This window comes from Maricaulis sp. MIT060901, assembly GCF_047123815.1.
GTDB lineage: Bacteria > Pseudomonadota > Alphaproteobacteria > Caulobacterales > Maricaulaceae > Maricaulis.
In genome coordinates, this window is sequence record NZ_CP138920.1 from 2,035,997 (window position 1) to 2,060,766 (window position 24,770).

Sequence of the window (24,770 nt, forward strand, 5' to 3'; positions counted from 1 at the left end):
ACCCACAAAATGTTGTGACTCGCCTGTCTGGCGAACAAGATCTGGTAAGGTTCGGGTATGTTCGTAATGTGACGTGTTTGTGACGCCGTTTCAGGGGTCATAAAAGCTTCATTCTGGCGTCTTGGATTCTTCTAACAGGCGGCGTAGGAGGCCCATGCTTCGTTAAAGAGGGCGTCTGCCCTCGTTGGTCGTTCTATTGGGGGACATCCAAATGTCTTTTACAAAAAAATTCGCCTTCAGCGCGGCGACGGTCGCTCTGCTGGCAGCAGCTCCCGCTGCCGTTTACGCACAGCAGACTACGTCTACGCTGCGTGGTTCCGTAACCTCTGAATCCGGTGAGGCTCTCTCCAACGCATCGGTTACCATCGTGCACCTGCCGACAGCGTCCACGTCGACGGTTCAGTCCAGCGCGAACGGTTCGTTCAGCGCAACCAACCTGCGCGTCGGTGGCCCTTACCGCGTCATCATCCAGGCTGAAGGCTACGAGCCGGCTGTTCTGGAAAACATCAACCTGGCGATCGGTTCCCAGGCACCGCTGCGTGTTTCCCTGTCCTCCGGTGGCACCACCGACATCATCACGGTTCGTGGCGAGCGTCTCGACACGCTGACCCTGGACACGGGTATCGGCTCTGTCTTCTCCGCCGCTGACCTGGCTGTTCAGCCGACCGTCAACCGCGACTTCACCGACATCCTGGCTCGTGACCCGCTGGTAAACTCCAACGGCAATGGCGAACTGAACATCGCTGGTGTTGGCACGAACTTCAACGCCCTGAACCTCGACGGTATCGAAATCGGCGAGCAGTTCGGCATCAACTCTGACGGTGTATTCCCGTCCCAGCGTCCGCCGGTTGACCTCGACGCGATCGAGTCCGTCTCCGTTACGGTTGCTGACTTCTCCGTCCTGAACAACGGCTTCCAGGGTGGTTCCATCAACGTTGTGACCCGCTCCGGTTCCAACGAGTTTGACGGCGTGCTCGGCTACTACCGTTCCGAAAGCGACTTCGTTGGTGATCGCGCCTTCGGTCGTGACTACGACGTGGGCAATTTCGAAGAAGAAGAAATCTCCATCAACATTGGTGGTCCGATCGTCGAAGACCGTCTGTTCTTCTTCGTCAACTACTCGGACTTCGAGCGTACGGCTCCGCAAAACCCGAACCTCGGTGATACGCAGGTCGGTCTGTTCGACGCCATTCGTACCCTGACGCAGAACACCTATAACTACGACCCGGGTGAAAAGACGCTCTCCAGCGATGCTGAGACGACCGAGCGCCTGCTGACGAAGTTCGACTGGAACATCAATGATGACCACCGTGCGACCTTCACCTACATGACGCTCGACGAAGGTCAGCTGGCCAGCACCGGCTCCTTCGACTTCCCGAGCGCGACGCGCCGCGAAACCGTTACCACCGACCAGTACTCCTTCGAGCTGCTGTCTGACTGGACCGACCGTTTCTCCACGCTCGTTCGCATCGGCTCCCGTGAAACCCAGCAGCGTCGTACGCCGCTTGGTCAGGCTGGCGGTCCGTCCGGCTCTGATTTCATGAGCTTCAACATCCGTGACATCGACGGTGCAGACCCTTGGTTCGCAGCGAACGGCCTCGACGGTGCCGCCCTGGTCGGCAGCTCGCCGGTCAGCGTTTTCCTCGGCCCAGATCGTTTCGATCAGGCGAACGCCATCGACGACGAGCTGTTCACGGTTTACGCGCAGGGTAACTACGCCTGGGGTGACCACAACATCACCTTCGGCATGCGTTACGAAGACTACTCGGTCCTCAACGTATTCGTACCGGGCTCTTCCGGTGTTGCAGTCTTCGACAGCATCTCGGACTACGCCAACCAGCTGGCTTCGGACTTCTTCGTTGACCTGCCGGCGTCCGGTAATGTTGCTGACGGCATCACCAACTACTCCTACGAGCTGTGGTCCTTCTTCGCGGAAGACACCTGGGCTGTTACGCCGACGTTCGAGGTCAATTACGGCCTTCGTTACGAGCGCATCTCCCAGGACGACCTCGCTCCGGAGCGTCTGGACACGATCCTTGAAAACGGTGACCGCCGCACGTTCCAGGAACTCTATGGCATCTCCGGTCGTGACAATCTCGACGGCGTTGACATCCTGCTGCCGCGCGTTGGCTTCAACTGGTCTGTAAACGACCGCCTGACGGTTCGTGGTGGTGCTGGCCTGTTCTCTGGCGGTTCCCCGGCAGTCTTCTTGGCCAACAGCTTTGTTCCGCTGACCTTCCGTGGATCCATCGATCCGCTCGCGGGTATCCAGGGCAACACCATCCCGGCTGCCGCTCTGACGCAGATCGCTGATGCTGCTGCCAATGCCAACGGTCGTTTCGTCCCGGCATTCGGCGTCTTCGGTCCGGACTTCGAGATCCCGGGTCAGTGGCGTTTCGCACTCGTTGGTGAGTACAACCTGAACCTCGATCGCTGGGGTCTGGGTGACGACTACCGTGTCACGGCTCAGTACGTTCACTCCGAAGCCCACAATCAGCTGCACTTCGTCAACCTCGGTTGGCAGCGTGCTGATCTGCAGGAGTTCGTTGGCGTCGCACCGGACGGCCGTGTGATCTACCCGAACATGAACGAGCTGGAAGAATCCGCTCCGATCCTTCTGACGAACACCGACGAAGGTTCTGCGGACATCTTCTCCATCGCTCTGGCCAAGCGCTATGAGAATGGCTTCTCGTTCGACATGTCCTACACCAACACGAGCGCAGAAGACGTGTCCCCGTACACCTCCTCGCGCGCCATCTCCAACTTCCGCGGCAATCTCGGCCCGGATCGTCAGGCAGATGTTGCTCACACCTCTACCAACGAGATCGAGCACGCATTCAACATCTTCCTGAGCTATGAGCGCGACTTCATCGGCGATCTGACGACGAACGTCTCTCTCTTCGGTACGATCCAGTCCGGTCGCCCGTTCGGTTACGGCATGCGCAGCTTCCGTCACCTGTTCGGTGTCGCCTCTGACGGTGAATTCCCGTACGGCAACAACGACCCGCTCTACATTCCGGAGCTCAACGCTGCCGGTACGGGCTTCGACGATCCGCTCGTGACCTTTGCTTCCCAGACCGTGCACGATGAGCTTTTCGAGTTCGTCCAGGCGCGTAGCCTGGAAGGCTATGCAGGTTCCATCATGCCGGTTCTCAGCGACAACGGTCCGTGGACCCAGCGTTGGGATCTGAGCCTCGAACAGGAACTGCCGGGCATCGGTGCTGCCGATCGCTTCGTCGGTGACAACAACTTCAAGCTCACCTTCGACATCTTCAACGTCATGAACCTGCTCAATGATGACTGGGGTCAGCGCGTGAACGGTCCGAGCTTCCAGGGCGAGACCACGGTTCGTGCCCGTCTTGTTGATGCGAACGGCAACGAACTGCGCGGTGGCCGTGGCGAAGACGTCTGTGGCGTCACCACGACCTGTACCTACCTGTACCGCTTCATGGAAACGGACGCAGACGGCAGCGAGCTGTTCTTCGAGAACCAGGCTGCATCTGTCTACCAGGTCCGCGTTGGTCTGCGTTACGAGTTCTAAGAACTCAACGCCAAGCGAATTTGCGGAAGGGCGGCCCTCGGGTCGCCCTTCTTCATGTCCGGAACTCGTTTCCCGGGGCGAGCTGTGCTAGATGCCGCCGCCATGACCGAGACCCACCTGCCCCATGAAACGGCCGTCCAGGACCGTCTGTTCACCTGCTGGCCCGCTGCGCGCGATTACTGGCCTGCGGCGCTGGAGGACGTCTGGCCGGAATACCGCGCCTTTCTGAACCTGGCCGTGGAGCCTGCGCCGAACGGAAGGCGGCTGCCGCTGACCATCCTGGCCTCCACGGGGGAGGCGGAGGCTTGTGCCCGGGCGGCAATGGGCAATCGTGCCGAGGTTATCCGGCATCCCTATGGGGATGTTTGGACCCGCGATACCGGCCCGGTCTTCCTGCGCCGGGCTGGGGAGCTGCTCGCAGTGCGCTTCCGCCATAATGGCTGGGGCGGAAAATACCTTTATCCGGGCGATGCCGAGCTAGGCGAGAAGATCGCCGAACTGGCCGGCGCGCGCATCGTGCCGGTGGATCTGGTCGGTGAGGGCGGTGCGCTGGAGTTTGACGGTGAAGGCACCGTCCTGACGACCCGTCAGTGCCTGCTCAACTCCAATCGCAATCCCGGGCCGAGCGAGAGCCAGGTCGAGGACCGGCTGAAAAAGGCCCTGGGCATCGAGAAAGTCCTGTGGATCGATGAAGGCATGATCGCAGATCATACCGATGGACATATCGACAATATCGTGCGGTTTGTGCGTCCTGGGGTGGTCGTCTGCCAGATGCCGTTCGGAGCGGATGATGAACAGGCGCGGGTATTCCCCGCCATTCTTCGCCAGCTCCAGACCATGACCGATGCCCGCGGCCGCAGGCTGCAGGTTCACATCATTCCCGGTCCGGGACGGTTTGAGGACGAAGACGGTGAGCTGATGCCGGCCAGCTATATGAACTGGGTCATCGGTCCACGGAATATCGTTGTTCCGACCTATGGATCCCAAAGCGAGGGAGCCGCGCTGCGCATCCTTCGCGGGCTCTTCCGCAATCACAGGATTGTCGGCTCGCGATCTGACGCTATTCTAACTGGCGGGGGGGCGTTTCATTGCGTGACGTGTCACGTCCCGGGAGGTCCGGAGTGTTTCGAACAGGCATAGCCCTTGTCGCATTCATGAGTTTTGGCGTGTCCGCACTGGCGGATGACGCTGCTGTGCGCAGTTTCGACTATCTCGACGCGGTCGAGGCCCAGTTCGCCCGCGCCATCGCAGACCAGCGCATCGTCGGCCTGGCGGCTGCCGTGATCGAGAATGGCGAACCGGTCCTGATCTATACCCACGGCGAGTCTGCCGCGGGCAGTGGCGAGGCGGTGACGCCGGAAACCATGTTTCGCGCAGCTTCGGTATCCAAGACCTTCACCGGCACGCTGATGGCGATGTTGGAAGCCGAAGGTCAGCTCGATCTCAGCGCTCCGGTGCCGGAAAGCGTGATGAACCTGCAGGGCAATCGCGCGCCGACCATCGAGGAAGTGCTGAGCCATCGCACCGGCCTGCCACCGAATGCCTATGACAATATCCTGGAAGCGGGGCGCGATGTTGATGATGTACGCGAACGGCTTGCAGGCGTTGATCTCATCTGTCCCGTTGGCAGTTGTTACACCTATCAGAACGTCGCCTTTTCCTCGGTTGAGGGTATTGTCGAGGCGACAATTGGCCAGCCCTATTCCACATTGCTCGACCAGGCCTTGTTTGACCGTATCGGCCTGCCCAGTGCCAGTGTCGGTACGTCAGCCCTTCAGACGGAGGACAGCTGGGCTGCACCGCATCGCGGCTGGCGCCGGGGAAGTAATCGCGCCGGCGACCCGGACACGCATTACGACAATGTGCCCTCGGCAGCCGGTGTGAACCTCTCTCTCATGGACATGATCGCCTGGGCCCAGGCGCATCTGGGGTCACGACCGGGCTTGTCCGAGGATGTGCGGGAACGCGCGCATTCGCGGCTGACCGAAACACGTCGGGAAACGCGCCGGCTTGGCGCCCTGTCGGATCGAGTCTCCAATACCTGGTACGGGCTGGGCTGGCGCATCTATGATTGGGGGGACCGCACCCTGGTGCTTCATTCCGGATATCTTTCGGGGTATGGGGCACAGATCGTGATGGAGCCGGAGACTGGCTTTGCCTTTGTCGCGCTGTGGAATTCCGACAATCGCCCGGCCTGGTGGCTGTGGCCGGTGGTGATGGATTTGCGCACCGGGCAGAGTGACGGATCTCGCTGGCTCGACCGTTTTGACGAGGGCTAGATAGTGAGCGCAACCATTTCTGTCGCCGTATTGCAGGCGGCATTTGGCGAGGACATTCAGGCCAATATTGCCACAATAGATCGTCTGGCGCGTGACGCTGCAGCCGCGGGCGCGCAGGTCATCCTGCCGCCGGAATTGTTCCAGGGACCGTATTTTTGCAAGACTCAGGAAGAGGAGCACTTCGCGCTGGCCTGGCCTGCTGACGAACATCCGTGCGTCCTGACGCTGGCACCGCTGGCTAGGGAGCTCGGTGTCGTCATTCCGGTGTCCATCTTCGAGAAGGACGGGCCGAACTACTACAACTCGGTGGTGATGCTGGATGCGGACGGTGGTGTGCTTGGCACCTATCGCAAGAGCCATATCCCCGACGGGCCGGGCTACCAGGAAAAGTTCTACTTCCGCCCCGGTGACACCGGTTTCAAGGTCTGGAACACGGCGTTCGGGCGAATTGGTGTGGGCATTTGCTGGGACCAGTGGTTCCCGGAAGCAGCGCGTGTGATGACCCTTCAGGGCGCGGAATTGCTGCTCTATCCTACCGCGATCGGTTCGGAGCCCCAGGACGAGAGTCTGGAGACTTCCGCGCGCTGGCGGCGTGCGATGCAGGGGCATGCCGTGTCCAACGTCATTCCGGTGGCCGCGGCCAACCGGGTTGGTGATGAGGATGGTCAGCTGTTCTACGGAACCTCGTTCATCTGTGACCACACAGGCGAGGTGATGGTGGAATTGGATCGTGAAGAGACGGATTTCAGACTGTGGTCGTTTGATCGCGTCGAAGTCGAACGTGACCGGGCTGCGTGGGGCTTTTTCCGCGATCGTCGTACCGATCTCTACAGCGATTACTTCAAGCCGGCCTGATCGGCCTCGCGCGAGAGTATCGTATTTCCCGGAAGTGAAAATGCCAGCAGGATGGCGACGGCAACGGACGGCCAGGCAAAGGCGATGGCCTGATCGGTCTGTCCCTGGGTGAGTGCAAGTGCTGATGCCGTGAAACCGGTTGCAGCCAAGGCTGCAGCGGCGAGCATTATTGTGAATCGAATGACCATCCAGTCCTCCCAATCCCCGCTCTGTTATTGCCGTCCCTCAGCTCGTTAAGCATCGCACACGGGGATGAACGACTCCTTATCCCCGATTGGCGAAAGTACTTTGTTTAATAAAGTTTCTTCGTTCTAAACGGGAGAAAGTCATGAACAGGAATGGAATCAGATGTTTGTTGGCCGCGGTATCCGCAGCTGGTTTGGCGAGTGTTGTTGCGGTGTCAGCTGTTAACGCGCAGGAAGCTGAAAGCACCCGTCCCGCAGAGGCGCTAGGCTGGATGCAGGGGCAATGGCAGGGCGAGGGCTGGATCATCGATCGCGGTGGCGAGCGCCGGACCTTTGCTGTCGATGAAAGCGTGCGTGCGGCAGCGCAGGGGCATGTCCTGCAGATCCATGGCGTGGGCCGGTCTGACGGCCGCGTCATTCATGATGCAGCGGGCTTTGTCACCGCCGGTGCTGACGGATTCGAGATGCGGGCTGTGAACATGTACGGCCAGGCGCTTACCGCCCCGATGCAGGTCACCGACAACGGCTTCGCATGGCAGTTGCCAATGGGTGATTACGGCCGCGTCGAGTATGTCGCCGAATATGATGGCGAACACTGGATCGAGACGGGATCATGGTGCCCGACCGGCGGCGAGTGTATGCAGAATTTCCGCATGCAGCTCACACGCACGGGCGCCGTCGACTAGGACAGTACGGAGACGGCGATGTGTGCGCCGCCTTCCAGCAGGCCGCCGCGAATGCCATCAAAGATAAATTGGGCGGCCAGAGCGGCGAGGATCACACCGAGAATTCGGGTGATCATCGCTGCAATGCTGTCGCCGATGAATCGCATGATCGGGCCGATCGCCAGGAAGATGATCAGGCACAGCAGCAGGTTGATGCCCGCGCTGCCCAGGATGACGGCCTTGCTCAGCAGGCCGGAATTGGCCGGGTCCGACATCAGCAGCATCATGGTGGCGATGGAGCCCGGGCCGGCCAGCATCGGGATCGCCATCGGAAAGACGGAGATATCTTCGTGGGTGCCCGGAATGGTGTCGTCTTCCTCGGAGAGCTTCTCCGCGCGCTCTTCACGACGCTCGGTTCGCTTCTCGAAGATCATTTCCAGCGCCATCATGAACAGCAACACGCCACCCGCCGCGCGGAAGGCGTCGAGACTGATATGCAGCGCACCCAGCAACCATTCCCCGATCAGGGCAAAGCCCAGAAGGACGCCGGTCGCGATCACCACGGACTTGATCGCCATGGCGCGGCGGTGTTCGTTCGATGAACCATTGGTCAGCGCACCAAATATTGGCGCGACGCCGGGCGGGTCGATAGCGACGAAGAATGTCACGAAAGCGGTGGTGAAAAGTTCGATCATGGCAAGTGTCCTATTCCAAGGCCCGCATATCGCTGGAACCAGGCAAGGTCACGCACAATTTTATGATCGGGGCGCAAATCATCCATGCATTAGCGCATGGATGATCGCAAAGTGGCTAGCGTTTTAGCAGTGCTTCGAGTGACCGAGGCAGGGCGAATGCTCCGCGGTGTACGGCCGGGCTGTAATAGCGCGTGTCGATGTCGAGCGCTGCAAAGCGCTCCTCGACAACGCCGGCAGCAGGAGCGATGCGGCTTTCATCATCGGTTGCGAAACCAAGCGTCATCACACCGCCGGAGAACGTCGGCACGGTGATGGCGTAGAAGCCGTGGTGCTTGAAGATGCGCGAGAAGTACTCCGACGTGTTCTCGACGACGTCGGAATGCACCGAAGCCAGGCCAGACTGGGTGACCAGGATGCCGCCCTCGGCCAGTCGCCCATGACAGGACGCGTAGAATTCCTCGGTGAACAGAACGGCGCTCGGACCGACCGGGTCGGAACTGTCGATGATGATCAGGTCGAACAGCTCGTCGCCTGTCTTCATGTAATCGACGCCGTCGACAATCTTGATCTCCACACGACTGTCATCAAAGGAGCCGTTGGAAACTTCCGGCAGCCATTTGCGCGAGAACGTGATGACGTCTTCATCGATCTCGGCGAGCACGATGCGTTCAACGCCAGGATGGCGCTGGATTTCGCGCATGGCGCCACCATCACCACCGCCCACGATCAGCACGGATCTCGCTGAGCCGTGCGCCAGCAGCGGCACATGCGTGACCATTTCGTGATAGATGAACTCGTCGGACATGGAGACCTGGACTAGGCCATCGATGGCCAGCACGCGGCCATGGGTCTCATTGTCGAACAGGATCAGGTGCTGGAGGTCGGAGTCCTCGGCATAGATCAGCTCGTCGACCCGCAGGCTGTTGCCGACAGACGGGGTCAGGCTTTCCTTGAACCAGAGCTGGCCCTCATCATCCTTGAAGCAATACTTCGGGATCATGCGCCTTCACCCCGCAGGACTTCCGTCACACGGGCCTCGCCGGCCTGGAAGGCGGCCTTGAGGATGGCAACAGCCTTTTGCGGCTGGGCATCCCCGCACATGAAGACGTCAAACGCCGCATAGTTGCGTTCCGGCCAGGTGTGGACAGAGATGTGGCTCTCGGCCAGGACCGCAACGCCGGAAATGCCGCCATTGGGTTCAAACACATGGGTGTGAATGTGCAGCAGGGTAGCGCCACATTCTTTCACACAGTCATGCATGGCCTGGCGAATGACACCGTCATTGTTCAGGTCATAGGCGTCAATCAGGTCAATGATCAGGTGACGGCCGGCAACTTCCTTGCCGTCGACCATGATGAAGTGATCGGCAGCCTCTTCGGCCGTCTCACGCGGGATATCGATCGTGGAAATCATGTTCATCGAGCCAGATCCTTTTCGATGAATGCGCCTTGCGCAGAACGGGTAACAAGATCGCCAAACATTGTGGCGAACGGACTGTCGGAGACTTCGGCGGTTTCATAAGTGCCAAAGCCGTTGAACTTGGTGGCCAGAGCGGCGCCATAGGCTCCGATCATGCCGACCTCGATGTAATCGCCCTCGCGAATGTCGTCGGGCAGGAGGTTCGGGCCGGGCAGGGTGTCGATGGAATCGCAGGTCGGACCGAACAGCGTGTAGTCCTCCAGCGTGGCGCTGAAGATGCCGCTGGCGCGCAGGATGCGCATCGGGAATTTCCAGTCCGCATGCGCTGCATCAAACAGACAGCCATAGGAGCCGTCATTGATGTAGAGCGCCTTGTCCTTGCGCAGATCGACACGGACGACCACGGATTCGGCCTCGGCTACGAGGGCCCGGCCGGGTTCACACCACAGCTTGGCATTCTCCAGCACGAGCATGTCCTCGAATGCATCGGTGATGGCATCGACAAAACGCTGCATCTCCGGCGGTTCCATGCCCGGATAGACACACGGGAAACCCCCGCCGACGTCGACGATATCCACGGTCACACCCGCCTGGACGATCAGCCGGGAGGCTTCAAGCATGGCGGCGCGATACGCAATCGGTTCCATGCACTGGCTGCCGATATGGAAGCTGACACCGAGTTCCAGCGCGTGTTCGCGGGAGGCGCGGATCAGGTCCGGCCCATCCGTATGCGATACGCCGAACTTTCCGGCGAGCGAGAACAGCGCGAAATCGCTGGCGACAGCCATGCGGACAACCAGTGTCAGGTCCTTTGCATGGTCTGTTTCCTCGAGGATCTTCATCAACTCGTCATGCGTGTCGAGCGCGAAGATCTTTACCCCATGATCAAAATAGGCCTTGCGAATGGAAAGCCGGCTCTTGATCGGGTGCATGTAGGCCATGCGCGCATCGGGACACCGTCGCGCGACAAGTTCGATCTCTGGCAACGAGGCGACTTCGAAGAAGTCAGTGCCTGACGCGTACAAACCATCAATCACCCAATCGCTCGGGTTGGCTTTGACGGCGTACAGGACGTCGCCTGGAAAATTCTCCTGGAACCAGCGGCTAGCTCGGGCCAGACATTCCGGACGTCTTACAACGACCGGGTCTTCTAGGTGCCGTGAGCGGACCAGGTCCAGGGGCGTATGGTACGTGGACAATTCACGTGACCCCCTGTTGGCAGTTAACCCAATCCGGCATCGTCGCCTCCGCCGGGTTGCGCGCTACTACTGGCAAATTTTCGGGATGTAAAGTCCGAAAATCGAAATTTCTGATAACTGGTTGAATTTCCGATTTGGCGCTCGGAAGGGGCACGGCGGCGTCAGAGTTTCTGGCGCCAGCGCAGGGCAAGATAGCCCGCAGGGGACGGCGCTGACCAGCTGCGGCCGGCGTCACATTTTCGCAAAATGTCTATACGGATTAAAATCTTGCGACTCACTTCCCTGGCGGACCTGGCGTCATCGCGAGGCCCTGACCGCAGTGTAGCGGATATTCCGGGTTGTCACAAAAATTTCAAAGCACATCGCCGCGGGTTGGGGCGCATTTGCGACCGGAAATGATCACCCTGTTATAGCAACAACATTCATGGTTATCGGACATTCCGGCACCGCGTCTCCGGGCGTCCCAATTCGGGCCGTCATCAATCCATCAAATCAGTGTCATTCAGGCGTAACAAAGCTGGGTTTTATCGCCGCCCCAAGTGGTGGCGCCCCCTCACGACGGGACGTCACCTCGGGTGATTTTGTCCTTTTTGGGGGTCTTCAATGTCGGTGAAGCAAAACTTCCGCAAGCTTCTGCTTGTTTCTACGTCGTGCGCATTCTTCGCAGCGTGTGCAGATACGTCCATTTCGTCTCCGGGCGATACGAATATCGGTACACCGCCGGGCGGCGGTGGCGGCAATGGCGGTGGTGGCAACCAGACCACGATCGATCTGGTTCCGGCCGGTGGTTGTGGTACGGGGTCTGTCCGCCAGGCGACTGTCGTCAACGGTGACGTCACCATCAATGCCTGTGAGATCACCGGCAATATCACGCAGGACACCGCTATCGCCCAGAATGCTGGTGTTCTGGTGACCGGGCCGACCTTCATCGGTTCCGACGGTGGCGCCCAGATCACGCTCGAGATCGGCGCTGGCGCCACGCTCTTCGGTTCCGCCGGTTCCGACTACATGGTTGTTGCTCGCGGCTCTCGCATCGAAGCGAATGGAACGGCTGCTGCCCCGATCATCATGACCTCACGCCAGGATGTCGAAGGCACGGTCGGTGAGAATGATCGCGGCCAGTGGGGCGGTCTGATCATCAACGGTTTCGCGCCGATCAATGCCTGTATCGATGGCACGGCTGCCGGCGGTTCCGCCGATTGTGAAAAGTCTGGTGAAGGTTCTTCCGGTCTCTTCGGTGGCGACAACCCGGCGGACGACAGCGGCTGGCTGCGTTACGTCCAGGTGCGTTACGCCGGTTTCCTGATCAACAACGAAGACGAGCTGAACGGCATCGCCTTCCAGGGTGTGGGTTCCGGCACGGACGTCCATCACATCCAGGTCCACAATAATGCCGATGACGGTATCGAGATGTTCGGTGGCGCTGTTGACGTCCGCAATGTTGTCCTGACGGGTAATGCGGATGACAGTTTCGATTACACCGATGGCTGGGTCGGCCGTGCGCAATACGTTCTGGTTCGCCAGTCCGGCGATGATGCCGACCAGGGTTTCGAGTTCGACAACCGCTCGTCCAACAACGACCTGACCCCGCGTTCCAACCCGCGCATCGCCAACTTCACCATCATCGGTGAACGCAATGCCGCAGAATCCGACGACGGCATCCTGCTGCGCGCCGGCACGGCTGCCGAGCTCTACAACGGCATCGTGGTCGACATGGGCGAGGAATGCCTGGATATCGATGACGCTGCGACCTTTGACGGTATCAACGGCACGAATGGTCGTCCGGCGAACGAAGACATCATCATCCAGTCCGTCTTCTTCAACTGCCCGACGAACTTCAAGGATGACGGTGCGGACGACCTCGCCGACGTGGCGAATTTCGTCACCAATACGATGATCAACAATGTCGACGCCTCTTCCAACTCCATGTCCGGTATCCTCCCGGGCCCGCAGGAGCTGGCTGTTGTCGCGACCGACGTGAACGCAATCGACCCCTGGTTCGACGCCACGACCTATGCCGGTGCCTTCTCCGGCACGGACACCAACGCGTCCAACTGGGCCGCAGGCTGGACTTTCGATCTGTTCGAAGACCCGGGCTGCCCGACGGGTACGACGGAGTCTGCCGAGGTTCTCAACGGCCAGCGTGTCTGCCAGATCACCGGCAATATCACCTCGGACGTTCGCCTGACGCGTGGTTCCATTTACGAGCTGGTGGGTCCGGTCTTCGTCGGTGTTGACCGCGGTGCCGACCCGGCTTCCCCGCTGCCGTCCGGCCTCGAAGCCAGCCTGACGATTGACCCGGGTGTCACCATCTTTGGTACCGCCGGTTCGGACTACATCGTTGTTGCGCGTGGATCCCAGATCTTCTCCAACGGTACGTCTGCAGCTCCGGTTGTCATGACCGCCCGCTCCGACGTCGAAGGCACTGTGGGCGCCAATGACCGCGGTCAGTGGGGCGGACTTGTCCTCAACGGTCGCGCGCCGATCAATGCTTGTATCGACGGTACGGCGACCGGTGGCACGACGGATTGTGAAAAGTCCGGCGAGGGCTCATCCGGTCTCTTCGGTGGCGCAACGCCGACCGATGACAGCGGCGACCTCTTCTACACCCAGGTCCGTTATGCCGGCTTCCTGATCAACAATGAGGACGAGCTCAACGGCATCGCCTTCCAGGGCATCGGTTCCGACACCAATGTTGATTACATCCAGGTCCACAACAACGCTGACGATGGCATCGAGATGTTCGGTGGCGCTGTTGACGTTCGCCACGTTGTCCTGACGGGCAATGCTGATGACAGCTTTGACTACACCGATGGCTGGGTTGGCCGTGCTCAGTACGTGATCGTTGCCCAGTCCGGCGACGATGCCGACCAGGGTTTCGAGTTCGACAACCGTTCTTCGAACAACGACCTGACGCCGCGTTCCAACCCACGCATCTCCAACTTCACCATCATTGGTGAGCGTGGCGCGGCGGAATCCGACGACGGTATCCTGCTGCGTGCCGGTACGGCCGGTGAGCTCTACAACGGTATCGTTGTCGACATGGGCGAGGAGTGCCTGGATATCGATGACGCCGCGACGTTCGACGGCATCAACGGCACGAATGGCCGTCCGGCTGCGGAAGACATCATCATCCAGTCTGTCTTCTTCAACTGCCCGACCAACTTCCGTGACGATGGTGCATCCGATCTGGCGGACGTGGCGAACTTCGTCACCAACACCATGATCAACAATGTTGATGCAGCGGCTAACACCATGACCGGTTTCACCTTCATTCCGGGCAATACCGGTGTGGTTCCGGGGGCGTCCGAGCAGGCTGTTGTCGCCACCGACATCAATGCCATCGACGCCTGGTTCGATGACGCCCAGTACGCGGGCGCCGTCGAGGATGCCAATGACACCTGGTACCAGGGCTGGACCTACGTCCGCACCCAGTAACGCACTCACGCGGTTCCCGCCGGAAAGCACCGCCGGGAACCGTATCTGTCTCATGCAGTCACATGGTGATTAAGATGAAAACCAATCGAATTGCACTTTCGGCTGCGTTACTGGCGACCACGACCCTGGCCCCGTTTGCAGCCTCCGCGCAGGATGCGCCGATCGATGACCAGATCACGGTCCGTTATCAGTACATTCCTGATGACCGTCGCGTGACGTCTGAAGTCTCCGCAGTCCTGTCCCTGGAAGATCTGGAAACCACGGGTGACAGCGATCTCGCTGGCGCTCTGGTCCGCATTACCGGTATCTCCACCACGGGCGGCCGTTTCGCGGTTGTTCGTGGTCTCAACGAGCGCTACTCGAATACGCTTCTGAACGGCTCTCCGATGCCGTCTCCGGAACCGTTCCGCCGCGCTGCCCCGCTGGACATTTTCCCAACCAACATTCTCTCAAATGTTCTTGTCCAGAAGACTTTCTCGCCGGAGTTCCCTGGCGAGTTTGGCGGTGGTGTCATCGGGATCGAAACAGCAACCCTGCCGAATGAGGGCTTCTTCACAGCTTCCATCGGCGGCAGTTTTGACACGGTCACGACGGGCAATCGTGGTCTGACCTATGCCGGCTCCGATACGGATTGGCTGGGTTATGATGATGGCCTGCGCGACGTTCCGGCCGAGCTGGCCGCAATCTTCGACACCACGCGTGTTGGCAACAACCTGCCCGCCGACCAGCAGCAGGCGATCGGCCGTTCCCTGGTCAATTCCGAGCTGTGGGTTCTCCAGGCCGTTGATACGGATGCAAACGGTTCCGTCGACCTGTCGGCCGGTGACCGTTTCGACTTCGACAACTTCTCTCTCGGCCTGCTCGGCGCCGTTTCCTACTCCAATGAGTGGGAAACGCGTGAAGGCCAGCGCGGCAAGGGCTCCATCGGTGCCAATGGCCTGATCTATGAAAACGGCCCGGTTACGGCTGACCGTTCTGGTCTGGCCCCGCTCGGTGAGGGCATCAACAACTTCATGTCCACGGAAAACCAGATCGACGTGTCGGCGATGGTTTCCGTCGGTGTGGATTGGTACAACGACCACGAGATCAACCTGCTGAGCATGGTTCTGCGTTCGACGTCCAAGGAAGGTCGCACGGAAGAGCAATTCAACGCCGGTTCCTCTGCTGTTGTGCGCGGTGATTCCACCGAGTGGTTCGAGCGCCAGGTCATCTTCAACCAGCTGCGTGGTGAGCATGTCTTTGCGAACCTGAACGACCTGGCTGTCGACTGGCGCATCTCCGAAGCGACTGCGACACGGGACGCTCCGTATCAGCGCTTCGTGAACTACCAGTTTGACGATGCCCGCGGTGCCTACCGTTATGAAGGCGACATCAACGACAATTTCACGCGTTTCTCCGAGATCGAAGACGTCACCTCCGACTACGGCGTTGACCTCTCTTTCCCGGCGACCGTGTTTGGTCTCGATGCCGAGTTCAAGGCCGGTTACTCCAACACCTCCCGCGAGCGTGAAGCCTTTACCCGTCGTTTCTCCTTCGAGCAGGGTTCTGTCGGTATCCCGGCTGACCTGCTGTTCTCCCGCATCGACTACATCTTTGCTGCGCAGAACATCGTCGATGAGCGTCTGCGACTGGTCGAGACCGGTGGTCTGACCTTCCCGGAAGCCTATCGTGGCGAGCTTGATGTTGAAGCATACTATGTCGGTACCGACGTTGCTCTGAACGATTTTGTCCGCGCCGCGGTCGGTTTCCGCTTCGAGGACGGTACGCAGTCCGTCGACACCTTTGCCTACCCGCCGGGTGTGCCCAATGGTGTCGATACGGCTCCGATCGCCGAAGAATACGCTCTGCCGGCTGTAACGCTGACGTGGACGTTTGCCGACAATATCCAGCTGCGTACGGGTTACTCCCAGTCGATCGCCCGCCCGCAATTCCGTGAGCTGGCTTTCTCAGAGTTCTTCAACACCGATACCGACCAGCGTTTCCAGGGCAATCCGTTTCTCGTGAACACCGAAATCGAGAGTTTTGATGCTCGCTTGGAATACTATTTCGGTCGAGATCAGTTCTTCACCGTCGGTGCTTTCCACAAGATCATGGAAAACCCGATCGAGGAATTCATCATTCCGATCGGTGATGGTCTGAACACGTCCTTCATCAACGCCCCGGAAGCGACGCTGACCGGTGCGGAGTTCGAATTCGAGAAAACGTTCGACCTCTCCAACCGTTTCCAGAACGCGTTGTTCGCGGACCGGGAATGGTTCTTCAAGACCAACTACACCTACATTCAGTCGGAAGTGTCTGCTGAAGGTAATGTGATTGTTGCCCAGGGTGCCTTCGGTCAGCCGCAGGCCCTGTCCCTCAACGCTGCCGGCTTCATCGAGGACGGTCGTGCCCTGCAGGGTCAGTCCGAACACCTGTTCAACGCACAGATCGGTTTCGAGGCCAATGACGGCCGCTCCCGCGCGGCGGTTCTCTACAACTATACGGGTGAGCGCACGCGTGCCGTGGCCAACCTCTCCGACAATCTGCCGGAGATCGTTGAGCAGGTGCCGTCCTCCCTCGACTTCGTCTACAGCCGCACGGTCAACGTGGCTGATGCTGACTGGGATATCGGTTTCTCCGTCCGCAACATCCTTGGCGACGACTATGAGGCGACCCAGTCTGACGACACGGTCGAGCTGCCGGTTGATACCTATGACGTGGGTACTTCCTTCAGCATCTCGATTTCCCGTCAGTGGTAGAAAAATAGACCGGGGCGGGTTAGCGCCCGCCCCGGGCATTAAGGGCAGGATAACCTGCACTCGGGAGACGTTTGACGGCAGTCCGATATTTCGGATACTGCCGCAACGTGTCCCATCTTTTGTTTGTGCCGGGCTGCGTGGCGGTGCGACTAGATACAGGTAGTGATTTGAACGGGATCCTTGTGCATACGAGTGCCAAACGCCAGAGGGGGCAGCTGCCCCGGCGTGCTGCCGCGATCCTCGAGGTCGTGATGCTCGCTTTTCTCGCTCTCATTCTGGCGCGTTTTCATCCTGTTCATCGCCTTTGGCGCAAGTGCGGGCGATTTTTTCGCTCGATCAATCCGACAGCCGCAATGCCGCCGCACGTTCTGCGGATCTGCAACGGGATCTGGAAAACACGGACTTCTCGCAGCTCTTTGCTGACCGTCGCCGGACCGAAGAGGTCGCTGTGCAGGCGGCGATCGTTCCGGAAACCAGTCTCAACCTGGTCCTGCGCGGGATTCGCATGGGCGCTGACCCGCAATCCGGTGCCGCCCTGATCCAGGTCGCCTCCGCCGGGCAGTCCTTCGTTCGCGTGGGCGAGGAAATCAGCGACGGGGTCGAGCTGGCCGAGGTACACCGGGACCATGTCCTGATCTCGCGCCGCGGCATCGTTGAATCGCTCTATCTCCGTGAAGCTGCCCAGCGGGAGGCCGCCGTCTCGACGCCGGTGACGGAACCGACGGAGAGCGCGCCGCAAGCCCGTACCACCTATACGCCGCGACAGATCGCCAGTGCTCGTGGCCGGCCCGGACAGCGCACCGACATCAACGGTCTGTTCCAGGTCGAGCCCCGTTACATAGACGACGCAGTTGTCGGTTATGCCTTTGTTGCGGGTAATCGCGCGCTGCTGGAATCGGTTGGCCTGCGCATGAATGACATTCTGGTGGAGGTCGCAGGGCAGCCTGTCGCCGACGCCGACCAGATCGAAGACCTGTTCAACCGCCTGCGCGGCAGTGGCGGTGTTGAAATCGGGGTCGTCCGGTCCGGGATCGCCCTAACTCTCACGGTGGACATGCCCTGATGTTTAAACTTGTTACACGCGCACTGCTCAGCGCCCTGGTCCTCTCCGCGGTCCAGCCTGCTTTTGTCGCCCACGCCCGGCAGCATGTGGTCAATTTCAACCAGGCCGAGATCCAGGCGGTGATTGATGACGTGTCCTCGGTGACTGGTCACACCTTCATTGTCGACCCGAATGTGCGCGGCAGGGTGACGATCACCTCGCAGGCACCGCTGTCCTCCGAGCAGTACTTCCAGGTCTTCCTGTCGACCATGCGCGTGCATGGTTACACCGTCGTGCCGACTGCGTCTGGTGCCTATCAGATCGTTCCGGACCAGACCGGTGCCCGCAGCACCAGCCCGGTGAACCAGAACCTGCGCGGTGACCAGTATGTGACCCGCGTCGTACGCCTCAATCATGTCGGCACACGCGATGCGCTCAACGTGCTGCGTCCGATCATCAATCCGCAGGGCTCGATCAACGCGACGGAAACGGGCAATGCGCTGGTTATCGTCGACTATGCGGAAAACATGAATCGCATCCGCCAGGTCATTGCCGATCTGGATCGTGACACCTCGGTCTTTGAAATGGTCGAGCTGGAGAATGTGTCCGCTGCGGAAATGGTCCGTATCATCGAGACAGTGCGCGATCGCAATCGTGCTTCCGAGGATGACATGGTCTTTAATGTGACTGTCGCATCAATCCCGGCGTCCAACACGGTGCTGCTGCGCGGCAATGCCAATTCCGTCGCCGAAATGGCCCGCCTTGTGCGCCAGGTCGACAGCGTCAGCCAGTCGAACCAGAGCTTCCGTGTCATCTATCTCAACCATGCCGATGGCGAGGACCTGCTGCCGATCCTGGAACAGGTTGTCGAGACGCTGACCGATGCAGAGGGCACGGCCCGGCGCCCGTCCGTCTCCTATCACGCACCGACCAACGCCATGGTCATCAACGCAGCGCCGGACGTGCAGCGCGAGCTGGAACTGGTCGTCTCCCAGCTCGATATCCGTCGCCCCCAGGTTCTGGTGGAAGGCATAGTCGTCGAGATCTCTGACTCAATCGCTGAAGAGCTGGGCGTTCAGATGTTGCTGGCGGGCGGCAACAATAGTGACTCACCGCTGGCGATGACGCGGTTCAATTCGAACACGCCGGACCTGCTGGCCCTTACGGGTGCGCTGGCGGGGACGGGCGATAGTTCCGATACCAGCACCGATACCCTGCGTGATGCGGCCTTGGCGTCCTTGCTGGGTGTGCGGGGAACCGCGCTGGGTTTCGGAGGTCAGAACTCCGACGGGACCTTGTTCGGCCTGGTCCTGAACGCCGTTGAAAACGACGTCGACAGCAATCTGCTCTCGACCCCGTCCATCCTGGCGATGGACAATGAGGAAGCCTCTTTCCACTCCGGACAGGAAATCCCGATCACTACTGGCGAAGTGCTGAGTGCCGATAATTCCAATCCGTTCCGCACCGTTGAGCGTGAGGAAGTCGGTGTCAAACTGACGGTGCGTCCGCAAATCACCGAAGGTGACACGGTGCGCCTGTATATCGAGCAGGAAGTTTCCAGTGTTGCCGGCGCCGTCACGACCGGATCCAGTGATCTGATCACCAACAAGCGCACCATCCAGACCACGGTGCTGGCCGACAATGGCGAGATTATTGTTCTGGGCGGTCTGATCGAGCAGGATGACCAGAGTACAGTCAACGGCGTCCCCGGGCTTTCCCGCGTACCCGGCGTTGGCCGTCTGTTTCGCTCGGAGAGCGACACCACACGCCGGACCAATCTGATGGTCTTCATTCGCCCGACAATTATCCGCAGCGAGGCGGACATGCAGGCGCTGACGGAGAATCGTTATGACTACATCGCCGGCCAGCAGCGTGTGACCAATGACAATGGCACCAGCAGCCTGGAAGAGATCATGAACATGCTCATGGTCGACCTGCCGGCGTCCGAGGCGGCGAATGAGAACTGAGACGACCGAGGACACGACTGAGGAAGGCCGGGCCCGAACCCCGATCACCTACAGTTTTGCACGTCAGAAAGGTGTCGCCTTCCAACCGGAAAACGGTGGCGCCTTCCTTGTGCGTGCCGGCGCGGACAAGCGGGCCCTGCTGGAGCTGTGCCGTGTCCTCGGGCGCGAATATCCTGTCAGCGAGTATGAGGCCCAAGCCTATGACAAGGCGCTGTCGGATATCTACGCCTTTGACAGTATCGATGCGGACGAGCTCGAGGACGAGGAGGGCGATGAGAGTCTGTCCCGCCTCATTGACGAGATCCCGAAGACCGAGGACCTGCTCGACAGCGCCTCGGATGCGCCGATCATCCGGCTGATCAATGGCATGATTGCCGAAGCCGTTCGCACCAATGCGTCCGACGTGCATGTCGAGCCGTTCGAGGACCGTGTTTCCATTCGCTATCGCATCGACGGCGTGTTGCAGGAGGCCGTCGCGGTATCACCAAAACTGGTGAGCCCGCTTGTCTCGCGCATCAAGGTCATGGCGCGTCTCGACATTGCCGAAAAACGCATCCCCCAGGATGGTCGCCTGACCATCACGCTGGGCGGCAAGGCGGTGGATGTCCGTGTCTCCACCCTGCCGGCTCGTTATGGCGAGCGGGTTGTCTTGCGTCTTCTGGACAATTCCCAGGCGCGTTACGGCCTGGACGATCTGGGGATGCCGGCCGAGATGCTGGCGGATTTCCGCAAATCCCTGGCTCAGCCCAATGGCATTATCCTGGTCACCGGCCCGACCGGCGCGGGCAAGACGACGACGCTGTATGCCGGGCTCAACCTGCTCAACGATGCCAGCCGCAATATTCTCACCGTGGAAGACCCGGTCGAGTACGCCATTGACGGCATTGGCCAGACCCAGGTCAACGCCAAGGTCGGCATGACTTTCGCCGCCGGGCTGCGCGCCATCCTGCGCCAGGACCCGGACGTGGTCATGGTCGGCGAGATACGCGATGTCGAAACCGCCCAGATCGCTGTCCAGGCCAGCCTGACCGGTCACCTCGTCCTGTCCACAGTGCACACCAATTCAGCCGTCGCCGCGATCGCGCGCCTCAAGGATATGGGGGTTGAGTCCTATCTGCTCGCCAGCACGCTCACCGGCATAGTCGCCCAGCGCCTCGTGCGCCGTCTGTGCACGCACTGCCGCGAGGAATACGAGCCGGATCCGTCCGAACTGGAACTGCTCGGCTTGCCGGCCAATACCGATGCGCAACTCTATCGTCCGGCGGGTTGTCACAAGTGCAAGCAGACCGGTTATGACGGCCGGACGGGTATCTACGAGCTGGTCGTTGTCGATGATGCCCTGCGCCGTCTGATCCATGATGATGCGCGAGAGGCCGACATGGCCGGACACGCATTTGATGTGCGCAAGACGCTGTTTGAAAACGGTGTCGACCTGGTCCTGGAGGGAGCCACCAGCCTGTCGGAAGTCCTGCGTGTCTGTCGCGAGGACGGAGATCGTCATGCCGGCGTTTGAATATGAAGCGCTGGATGCGACGGGCAAGAAATCCCGCGGCCTGATCACGGCTGACAGCGAGGTCGCTGCGCGTCGAGAGCTGCGTGGCCGCGCGATGGCGCCACTGAGTATTCGTTATGCCGACCAGCGTGCCGAACGCCGGGCGAAGTCCATGGGCGAGCGTTCGAGCGGTTTCTCCCTGGCGCCGTCAAACCTGTCCAATCGCGAGTTGATGCTGATCACACGCCAGATGGCCAGCCTGATCGGCGCAGGCATGCCAATTGCTGAAACGCTCGGGCTGATCGCGCACCAGGGCAGCAAACACCACGCCAAGCGTATCCTGACGGCGGTCCGCGCGCGGGTCACGGAGGGCGAAAAACTCTCCACGGCCATGGACGGTTTTCCGAACTCCTTTCCGCCAGTCTATCGCGCCATGGTCGCGGCGGGCGAAAATTCCGGCGGGCTGGATGCGGTTCTCGAGCGCCTGGCTGACTACCTGGAGAAGGATGAAGCCGTGCGCAGCCGCGTCACGGGCGCGATGATCTATCCGGCGATCCTGTCCATAGTCGCGCTGGGTGTCGTCGCCTTGTTGATGACCTTCATCGTGCCGCGCATTGCCGAACAGTTTGTCGGCATGGGCATGGACCTGCCCGGCCTGACCCGGGCGATGATCGCGATTTCTGCATTCCTCCAGGTTGGCTGGCCGTTTCTGCTGGCGGGCATTCTGGTGCTCGTCGTGATCAGCGTCCTTGCTCTGCGACAGGAGCCGGTACGCCGGTCGCTGGATGGTTTTCTGGCCCGTATTCCGGGGCTGGGCGGTTTTCTCGAACATGCCGAGAGCGCCCGCTTTTGCCGGACGATGAGCATACTCATCGACTCCGGCAGCGTGCTTCCTGACGCGCTGCGGGCAGCACGCCGTGCCGCTGGCAATCTCGCTTTCCGCGATGAGCTGGGCAAGGTCATCCGGGACGTTGAGAGCGGGCGGGGCCTGTCGGACGCCATGCGTAACAGGGGATGGTTCCCGCCGCTTTCGCTTTTCATGATCGCCGCCGGTGAACGGTCCGGCGCGCTGGGGGAGATGTTTCGGCGCAGTGCCGATCAGCTCGACCAGGATGTCGACCGCACCATCTCGGTCGGTCTCAACCTGCTGGAGCCGGGGATTATCCTGGTACTCGGCGTGGTCGTTGTGACCATCGTCCTGTCGATCCTGCTCCCCATTCTTCAACTCAATACCATGGCACTGGGCTAAGGAGGCGCAGATGCAGAACCAGAACGAGACCGAAAAGCCGGTCGTGGAAATGCCGGACAAGGACGCCGGTTTCTCCCTGACCGAGATCATGATCTCGGTTTTCATCATTGGCCTTTTGGGCACGATCGTCGTGATCAATGTCATGCCGCTGGGCGAACAGGCTTCGGTCCAGAAGGCCCGCGCGGATATCGCGACACTTGAACAGGCGCTGGATGCCTATCGGCTGGACATGCGTCGTTATCCCACTGTCGAGGAAGGTCTCGACGCGCTGATCAACGCGCCGCGTGATGCGGACAATTACCGCGAGGGTGGATATATCCGCCGCCTGCCGGACGATCCGTGGGGCAATCCCTACCAATATGTCTATCCGGGCGAAAACGGTGTCTTCGACGTCTACTCCCTTGGTGCCGACGGCCGTGAGGGTGGCGAGGACAATGACGCGGACATCGGTAACTGGCAGGGTTGATGTCCGGGCGCGCCCATAACGAAGCCGGTGTCTCGCTGATCGAGACGCTCGTGGCGGTGGCGATTATCGGCATCGTGGCGACGGCTGTTGTCCTGTCCATCCAACCTGGAAGCGACCCGCTGGATGAGGAGGCCGATCGCTTGCTCGCACGCCTGGTGTTTGCCGAACAGGACGCCATCAGTACCGGCCAGCCGGTGGGCGTGGTCATCGAGGGTTTCGGTGCGGGCTACAGTTTTCATCGCTATGTCGATCAGCGCTGGTGGCCGGTGCGCGATGTGGATGCGCTGGGTGCACACATCCTGGAGACCGGTTTCCGTCTGCGTGTCGATGAAGCCATCCTCGCCGCAGCCATCGTTGGCGAGGGTGAGGAGCGCCCGGTGATTCCGGCGTTCTGGTTTGACCCGGCGGGCATGACCGAACCCTTCCGCCTGCGTCTTGAAGACGCCGGTACAGTGCTGGAGCTCGTCTGGACCGGTGATGCCGATACGCGCTGGGAGGTCATCGACTAGCTCATGCGCACCTCGACTACAGATCAATCCGGTTTCTCCCTGATCGAAATGATGGCGGCGCTCGCTGTTGTGGCGCTGGCAGGGATTGCCGTTGTGCAGATGTTGCAGACGACGACGCAGAACACCGCGGCGCTGGAAGAGCGTTCTCTCGCCATGCTGGCAGCGGAGAATATCCTCAACGAGCAACTCCTTATTGCCGAGGGTCGCGGCAGCCGTTCGGGATCTTACAGCCTGGCCGGGGTGGAGTATGACTGGCGCCTCGCCATCAATCGGACGACTGACACGGCGCTGATGCAATATGTCGTGACCATTCATCCGGACCGCCAGGACCGGATACTGGCGCGGATCGAGACCTTCCGGCGCAGGAGTGTCACATGACGTCTGCCCAGTCCGAAGCCGGTTTCTCCCTGGTCGAGATCCTTGTCGCGACGGCGGTGTTCGCTGTTGTTGGTGTGATCTCGGTGGCGCTGTTGTCGACGACGATCACGGCCCAGGAGGTCAATGATGACGCCCTCGCGCGCATCAACGCGCTTGATCGTGCGCGTGTATTGCTCCGGGAAGATATCGGTCAGGTCGTCCAGCGCAGCGCCCGGGCCGAGGACGGAGCAGTGCGTCCGGCCCTGTTCGCAGGGGATGCCAATGGCCTAACGGACCGTTTTGCGGGGGACGGCGATGAGGTCATTCTCTCGCTCACACGTCGCGGCCGTTCCAATCCGGGGCTGGTGCGGGCGCGCAGCTCGCTCATCCATGTCCAGTATGTATTGCGCGACGGGCAGTTGATCCGCCGGGTATCCGAACACCCCGACATCACGCCGCTGACCCGCTGGGCGGAACAGGTGATCTTGCAGGGCGCGGACGAGGTCGAACTGGGCTTCATGGTCGGATCGGTCTGGCAGTCACGACTGGCCACACGCCCCGGCCAGGAAGGCGCCAGCCTGCCACGCGCCGTGCGCCTGCGGCTCACGACGACACAATGGGGGGCGCTTGAGTTCCTCGCGCTGACGTCGGAGGTGCGGCTGTGAGGCTATCTC

The 24,770-nt window shown here is 60.5% G+C and carries 20 protein-coding genes; 15 read left to right on the top strand and 5 right to left on the bottom strand.

Features of this window, described 5'->3' with window-relative positions:
- Nucleotides 1-211 precede the first annotated feature (211 nt).
- From SIC17_RS10055 to aguB, 4 genes are all read left to right on the top strand, one after another.
- Complete coding sequence (locus tag SIC17_RS10055) at nucleotides 212-3,541, top strand: TonB-dependent receptor domain-containing protein (protein ID WP_412545264.1); 3,330 nt, start codon at nucleotides 212-214, stop codon at nucleotides 3,539-3,541.
- 102 nt (nucleotides 3,542-3,643) lie between these two features.
- Nucleotides 3,644-4,681, top strand: a complete 1,038-nt coding sequence (locus SIC17_RS10060; protein ID WP_412545265.1) for an agmatine/peptidylarginine deiminase — start codon at nucleotides 3,644-3,646, stop codon at nucleotides 4,679-4,681.
- Nucleotides 4,663-5,820: a serine hydrolase domain-containing protein gene (locus tag SIC17_RS10065; RefSeq protein ID WP_291891443.1), complete on the top strand. Its 1,158-nt coding sequence runs from the start codon at nucleotides 4,663-4,665 to the stop codon at nucleotides 5,818-5,820. Before SIC17_RS10060 ends, SIC17_RS10065 begins: the two co-directional genes overlap by 19 nt.
- A 3-nt stretch (nucleotides 5,821-5,823) precedes the next feature.
- Entirely contained in the window at nucleotides 5,824-6,675 is an 852-nt protein-coding gene (aguB, locus tag SIC17_RS10070) for an N-carbamoylputrescine amidase (protein ID WP_412545266.1), read from the top strand.
- Here the strand turns inward: aguB and SIC17_RS10075 are convergent.
- Entirely contained in the window at nucleotides 6,657-6,863 is a 207-nt protein-coding gene (locus tag SIC17_RS10075; protein ID WP_412545267.1) for a hypothetical protein, read from the bottom strand. The two genes, aguB and SIC17_RS10075, sit on opposite strands and share 19 nt — an antisense overlap.
- A gap of 209 nt (nucleotides 6,864-7,072) precedes the next feature.
- Here SIC17_RS10075 and SIC17_RS10080 point away from each other — a divergent pair, with 209 nt between their 5' ends.
- The gene (locus tag SIC17_RS10080) at nucleotides 7,073-7,546 is read left to right on the top strand and encodes a hypothetical protein (RefSeq protein WP_412545268.1); all 474 of its coding nucleotides are present in this window, start codon (nucleotides 7,073-7,075) and stop codon (nucleotides 7,544-7,546) included.
- On the opposite strand, the gene SIC17_RS10085 is transcribed toward SIC17_RS10080, so the two are convergent.
- From SIC17_RS10085 to SIC17_RS10100, 4 genes are all read right to left on the bottom strand, one after another.
- A complete protein-coding gene (locus tag SIC17_RS10085; RefSeq protein ID WP_412545269.1) occupies nucleotides 7,543-8,220 on the bottom strand; it encodes a MarC family protein in 678 nt (225 codons plus the stop codon). The two genes, SIC17_RS10080 and SIC17_RS10085, sit on opposite strands and share 4 nt — an antisense overlap.
- 115 nt (nucleotides 8,221-8,335) lie before the next feature.
- A complete protein-coding gene (gene speE / locus SIC17_RS10090) occupies nucleotides 8,336-9,220 on the bottom strand; it encodes a polyamine aminopropyltransferase (protein ID WP_412545270.1) in 885 nt (294 codons plus the stop codon).
- Entirely contained in the window at nucleotides 9,217-9,639 is a 423-nt protein-coding gene (gene speD, locus SIC17_RS10095) for an adenosylmethionine decarboxylase (RefSeq protein WP_291891449.1), read from the bottom strand. The genes speE and speD overlap by 4 nt, the downstream gene beginning before the upstream one ends.
- The gene (locus SIC17_RS10100; protein ID WP_291891450.1) at nucleotides 9,636-10,838 is read right to left on the bottom strand and encodes a type III PLP-dependent enzyme; all 1,203 of its coding nucleotides are present in this window, start codon (nucleotides 10,836-10,838) and stop codon (nucleotides 9,636-9,638) included. Before SIC17_RS10100 ends, speD begins: the two co-directional genes overlap by 4 nt.
- A 603-nt stretch (nucleotides 10,839-11,441) precedes the next feature.
- Here SIC17_RS10100 and SIC17_RS10105 point away from each other — a divergent pair.
- The 10 genes from SIC17_RS10105 to gspJ all read left to right on the top strand — a co-directional run bounded on the left by SIC17_RS10105 (nucleotide 11,442) and on the right by gspJ (nucleotide 24,761).
- The gene (locus tag SIC17_RS10105; protein WP_291891451.1) at nucleotides 11,442-14,276 is read left to right on the top strand and encodes a hypothetical protein; all 2,835 of its coding nucleotides are present in this window, start codon (nucleotides 11,442-11,444) and stop codon (nucleotides 14,274-14,276) included.
- Nucleotides 14,277-14,350: 74 nt separating this feature from the next.
- A complete protein-coding gene (locus tag SIC17_RS10110) occupies nucleotides 14,351-17,014 on the top strand; it encodes a TonB-dependent receptor domain-containing protein (protein ID WP_412545271.1) in 2,664 nt (887 codons plus the stop codon).
- A gap of 313 nt (nucleotides 17,015-17,327) precedes the next feature.
- Entirely contained in the window at nucleotides 17,328-18,077 is a 750-nt protein-coding gene (locus SIC17_RS10115) for a type II secretion system protein N (protein WP_412545272.1), read from the top strand.
- Nucleotides 18,077-20,023 (top strand): secretin N-terminal domain-containing protein, encoded by a 1,947-nt coding sequence (locus SIC17_RS10120; RefSeq protein WP_412545273.1) that lies wholly within the window; start codon nucleotides 18,077-18,079, stop codon nucleotides 20,021-20,023. The genes SIC17_RS10115 and SIC17_RS10120 overlap by 1 nt, the downstream gene beginning before the upstream one ends.
- Entirely contained in the window at nucleotides 20,013-21,536 is a 1,524-nt protein-coding gene (gspE, locus tag SIC17_RS10125; protein WP_412545274.1) for a type II secretion system ATPase GspE, read from the top strand. The genes SIC17_RS10120 and gspE overlap by 11 nt, the downstream gene beginning before the upstream one ends.
- Nucleotides 21,523-22,764 carry a type II secretion system inner membrane protein GspF gene (gspF, locus tag SIC17_RS10130; RefSeq protein WP_412545275.1) on the top strand — a complete coding sequence of 414 codons (1,242 nt, stop codon included), beginning with the start codon at nucleotides 21,523-21,525 and terminating at the stop codon, nucleotides 22,762-22,764. Before gspE ends, gspF begins: the two co-directional genes overlap by 14 nt.
- 10 nt (nucleotides 22,765-22,774) lie before the next feature.
- Nucleotides 22,775-23,230: a type II secretion system major pseudopilin GspG gene (gene gspG / locus SIC17_RS10135; protein ID WP_291891457.1), complete on the top strand. Its 456-nt coding sequence runs from the start codon at nucleotides 22,775-22,777 to the stop codon at nucleotides 23,228-23,230.
- Nucleotides 23,230-23,739, top strand: coding sequence for a GspH/FimT family pseudopilin (locus tag SIC17_RS10140; protein ID WP_412545276.1), 510 nt, complete (start codon nucleotides 23,230-23,232; stop codon nucleotides 23,737-23,739). Before gspG ends, SIC17_RS10140 begins: the two co-directional genes overlap by 1 nt.
- Before the next feature lie 3 nt (nucleotides 23,740-23,742).
- Complete coding sequence (gene gspI, locus SIC17_RS10145; RefSeq protein WP_412545277.1) at nucleotides 23,743-24,117, top strand: type II secretion system minor pseudopilin GspI; 375 nt, start codon at nucleotides 23,743-23,745, stop codon at nucleotides 24,115-24,117.
- Nucleotides 24,114-24,761 carry a type II secretion system minor pseudopilin GspJ gene (gspJ, locus tag SIC17_RS10150; protein WP_412545278.1) on the top strand — a complete coding sequence of 216 codons (648 nt, stop codon included), beginning with the start codon at nucleotides 24,114-24,116 and terminating at the stop codon, nucleotides 24,759-24,761. The genes gspI and gspJ overlap by 4 nt, the downstream gene beginning before the upstream one ends.
- The last annotated feature ends 9 nt before the right edge of the window (nucleotides 24,762-24,770 follow it).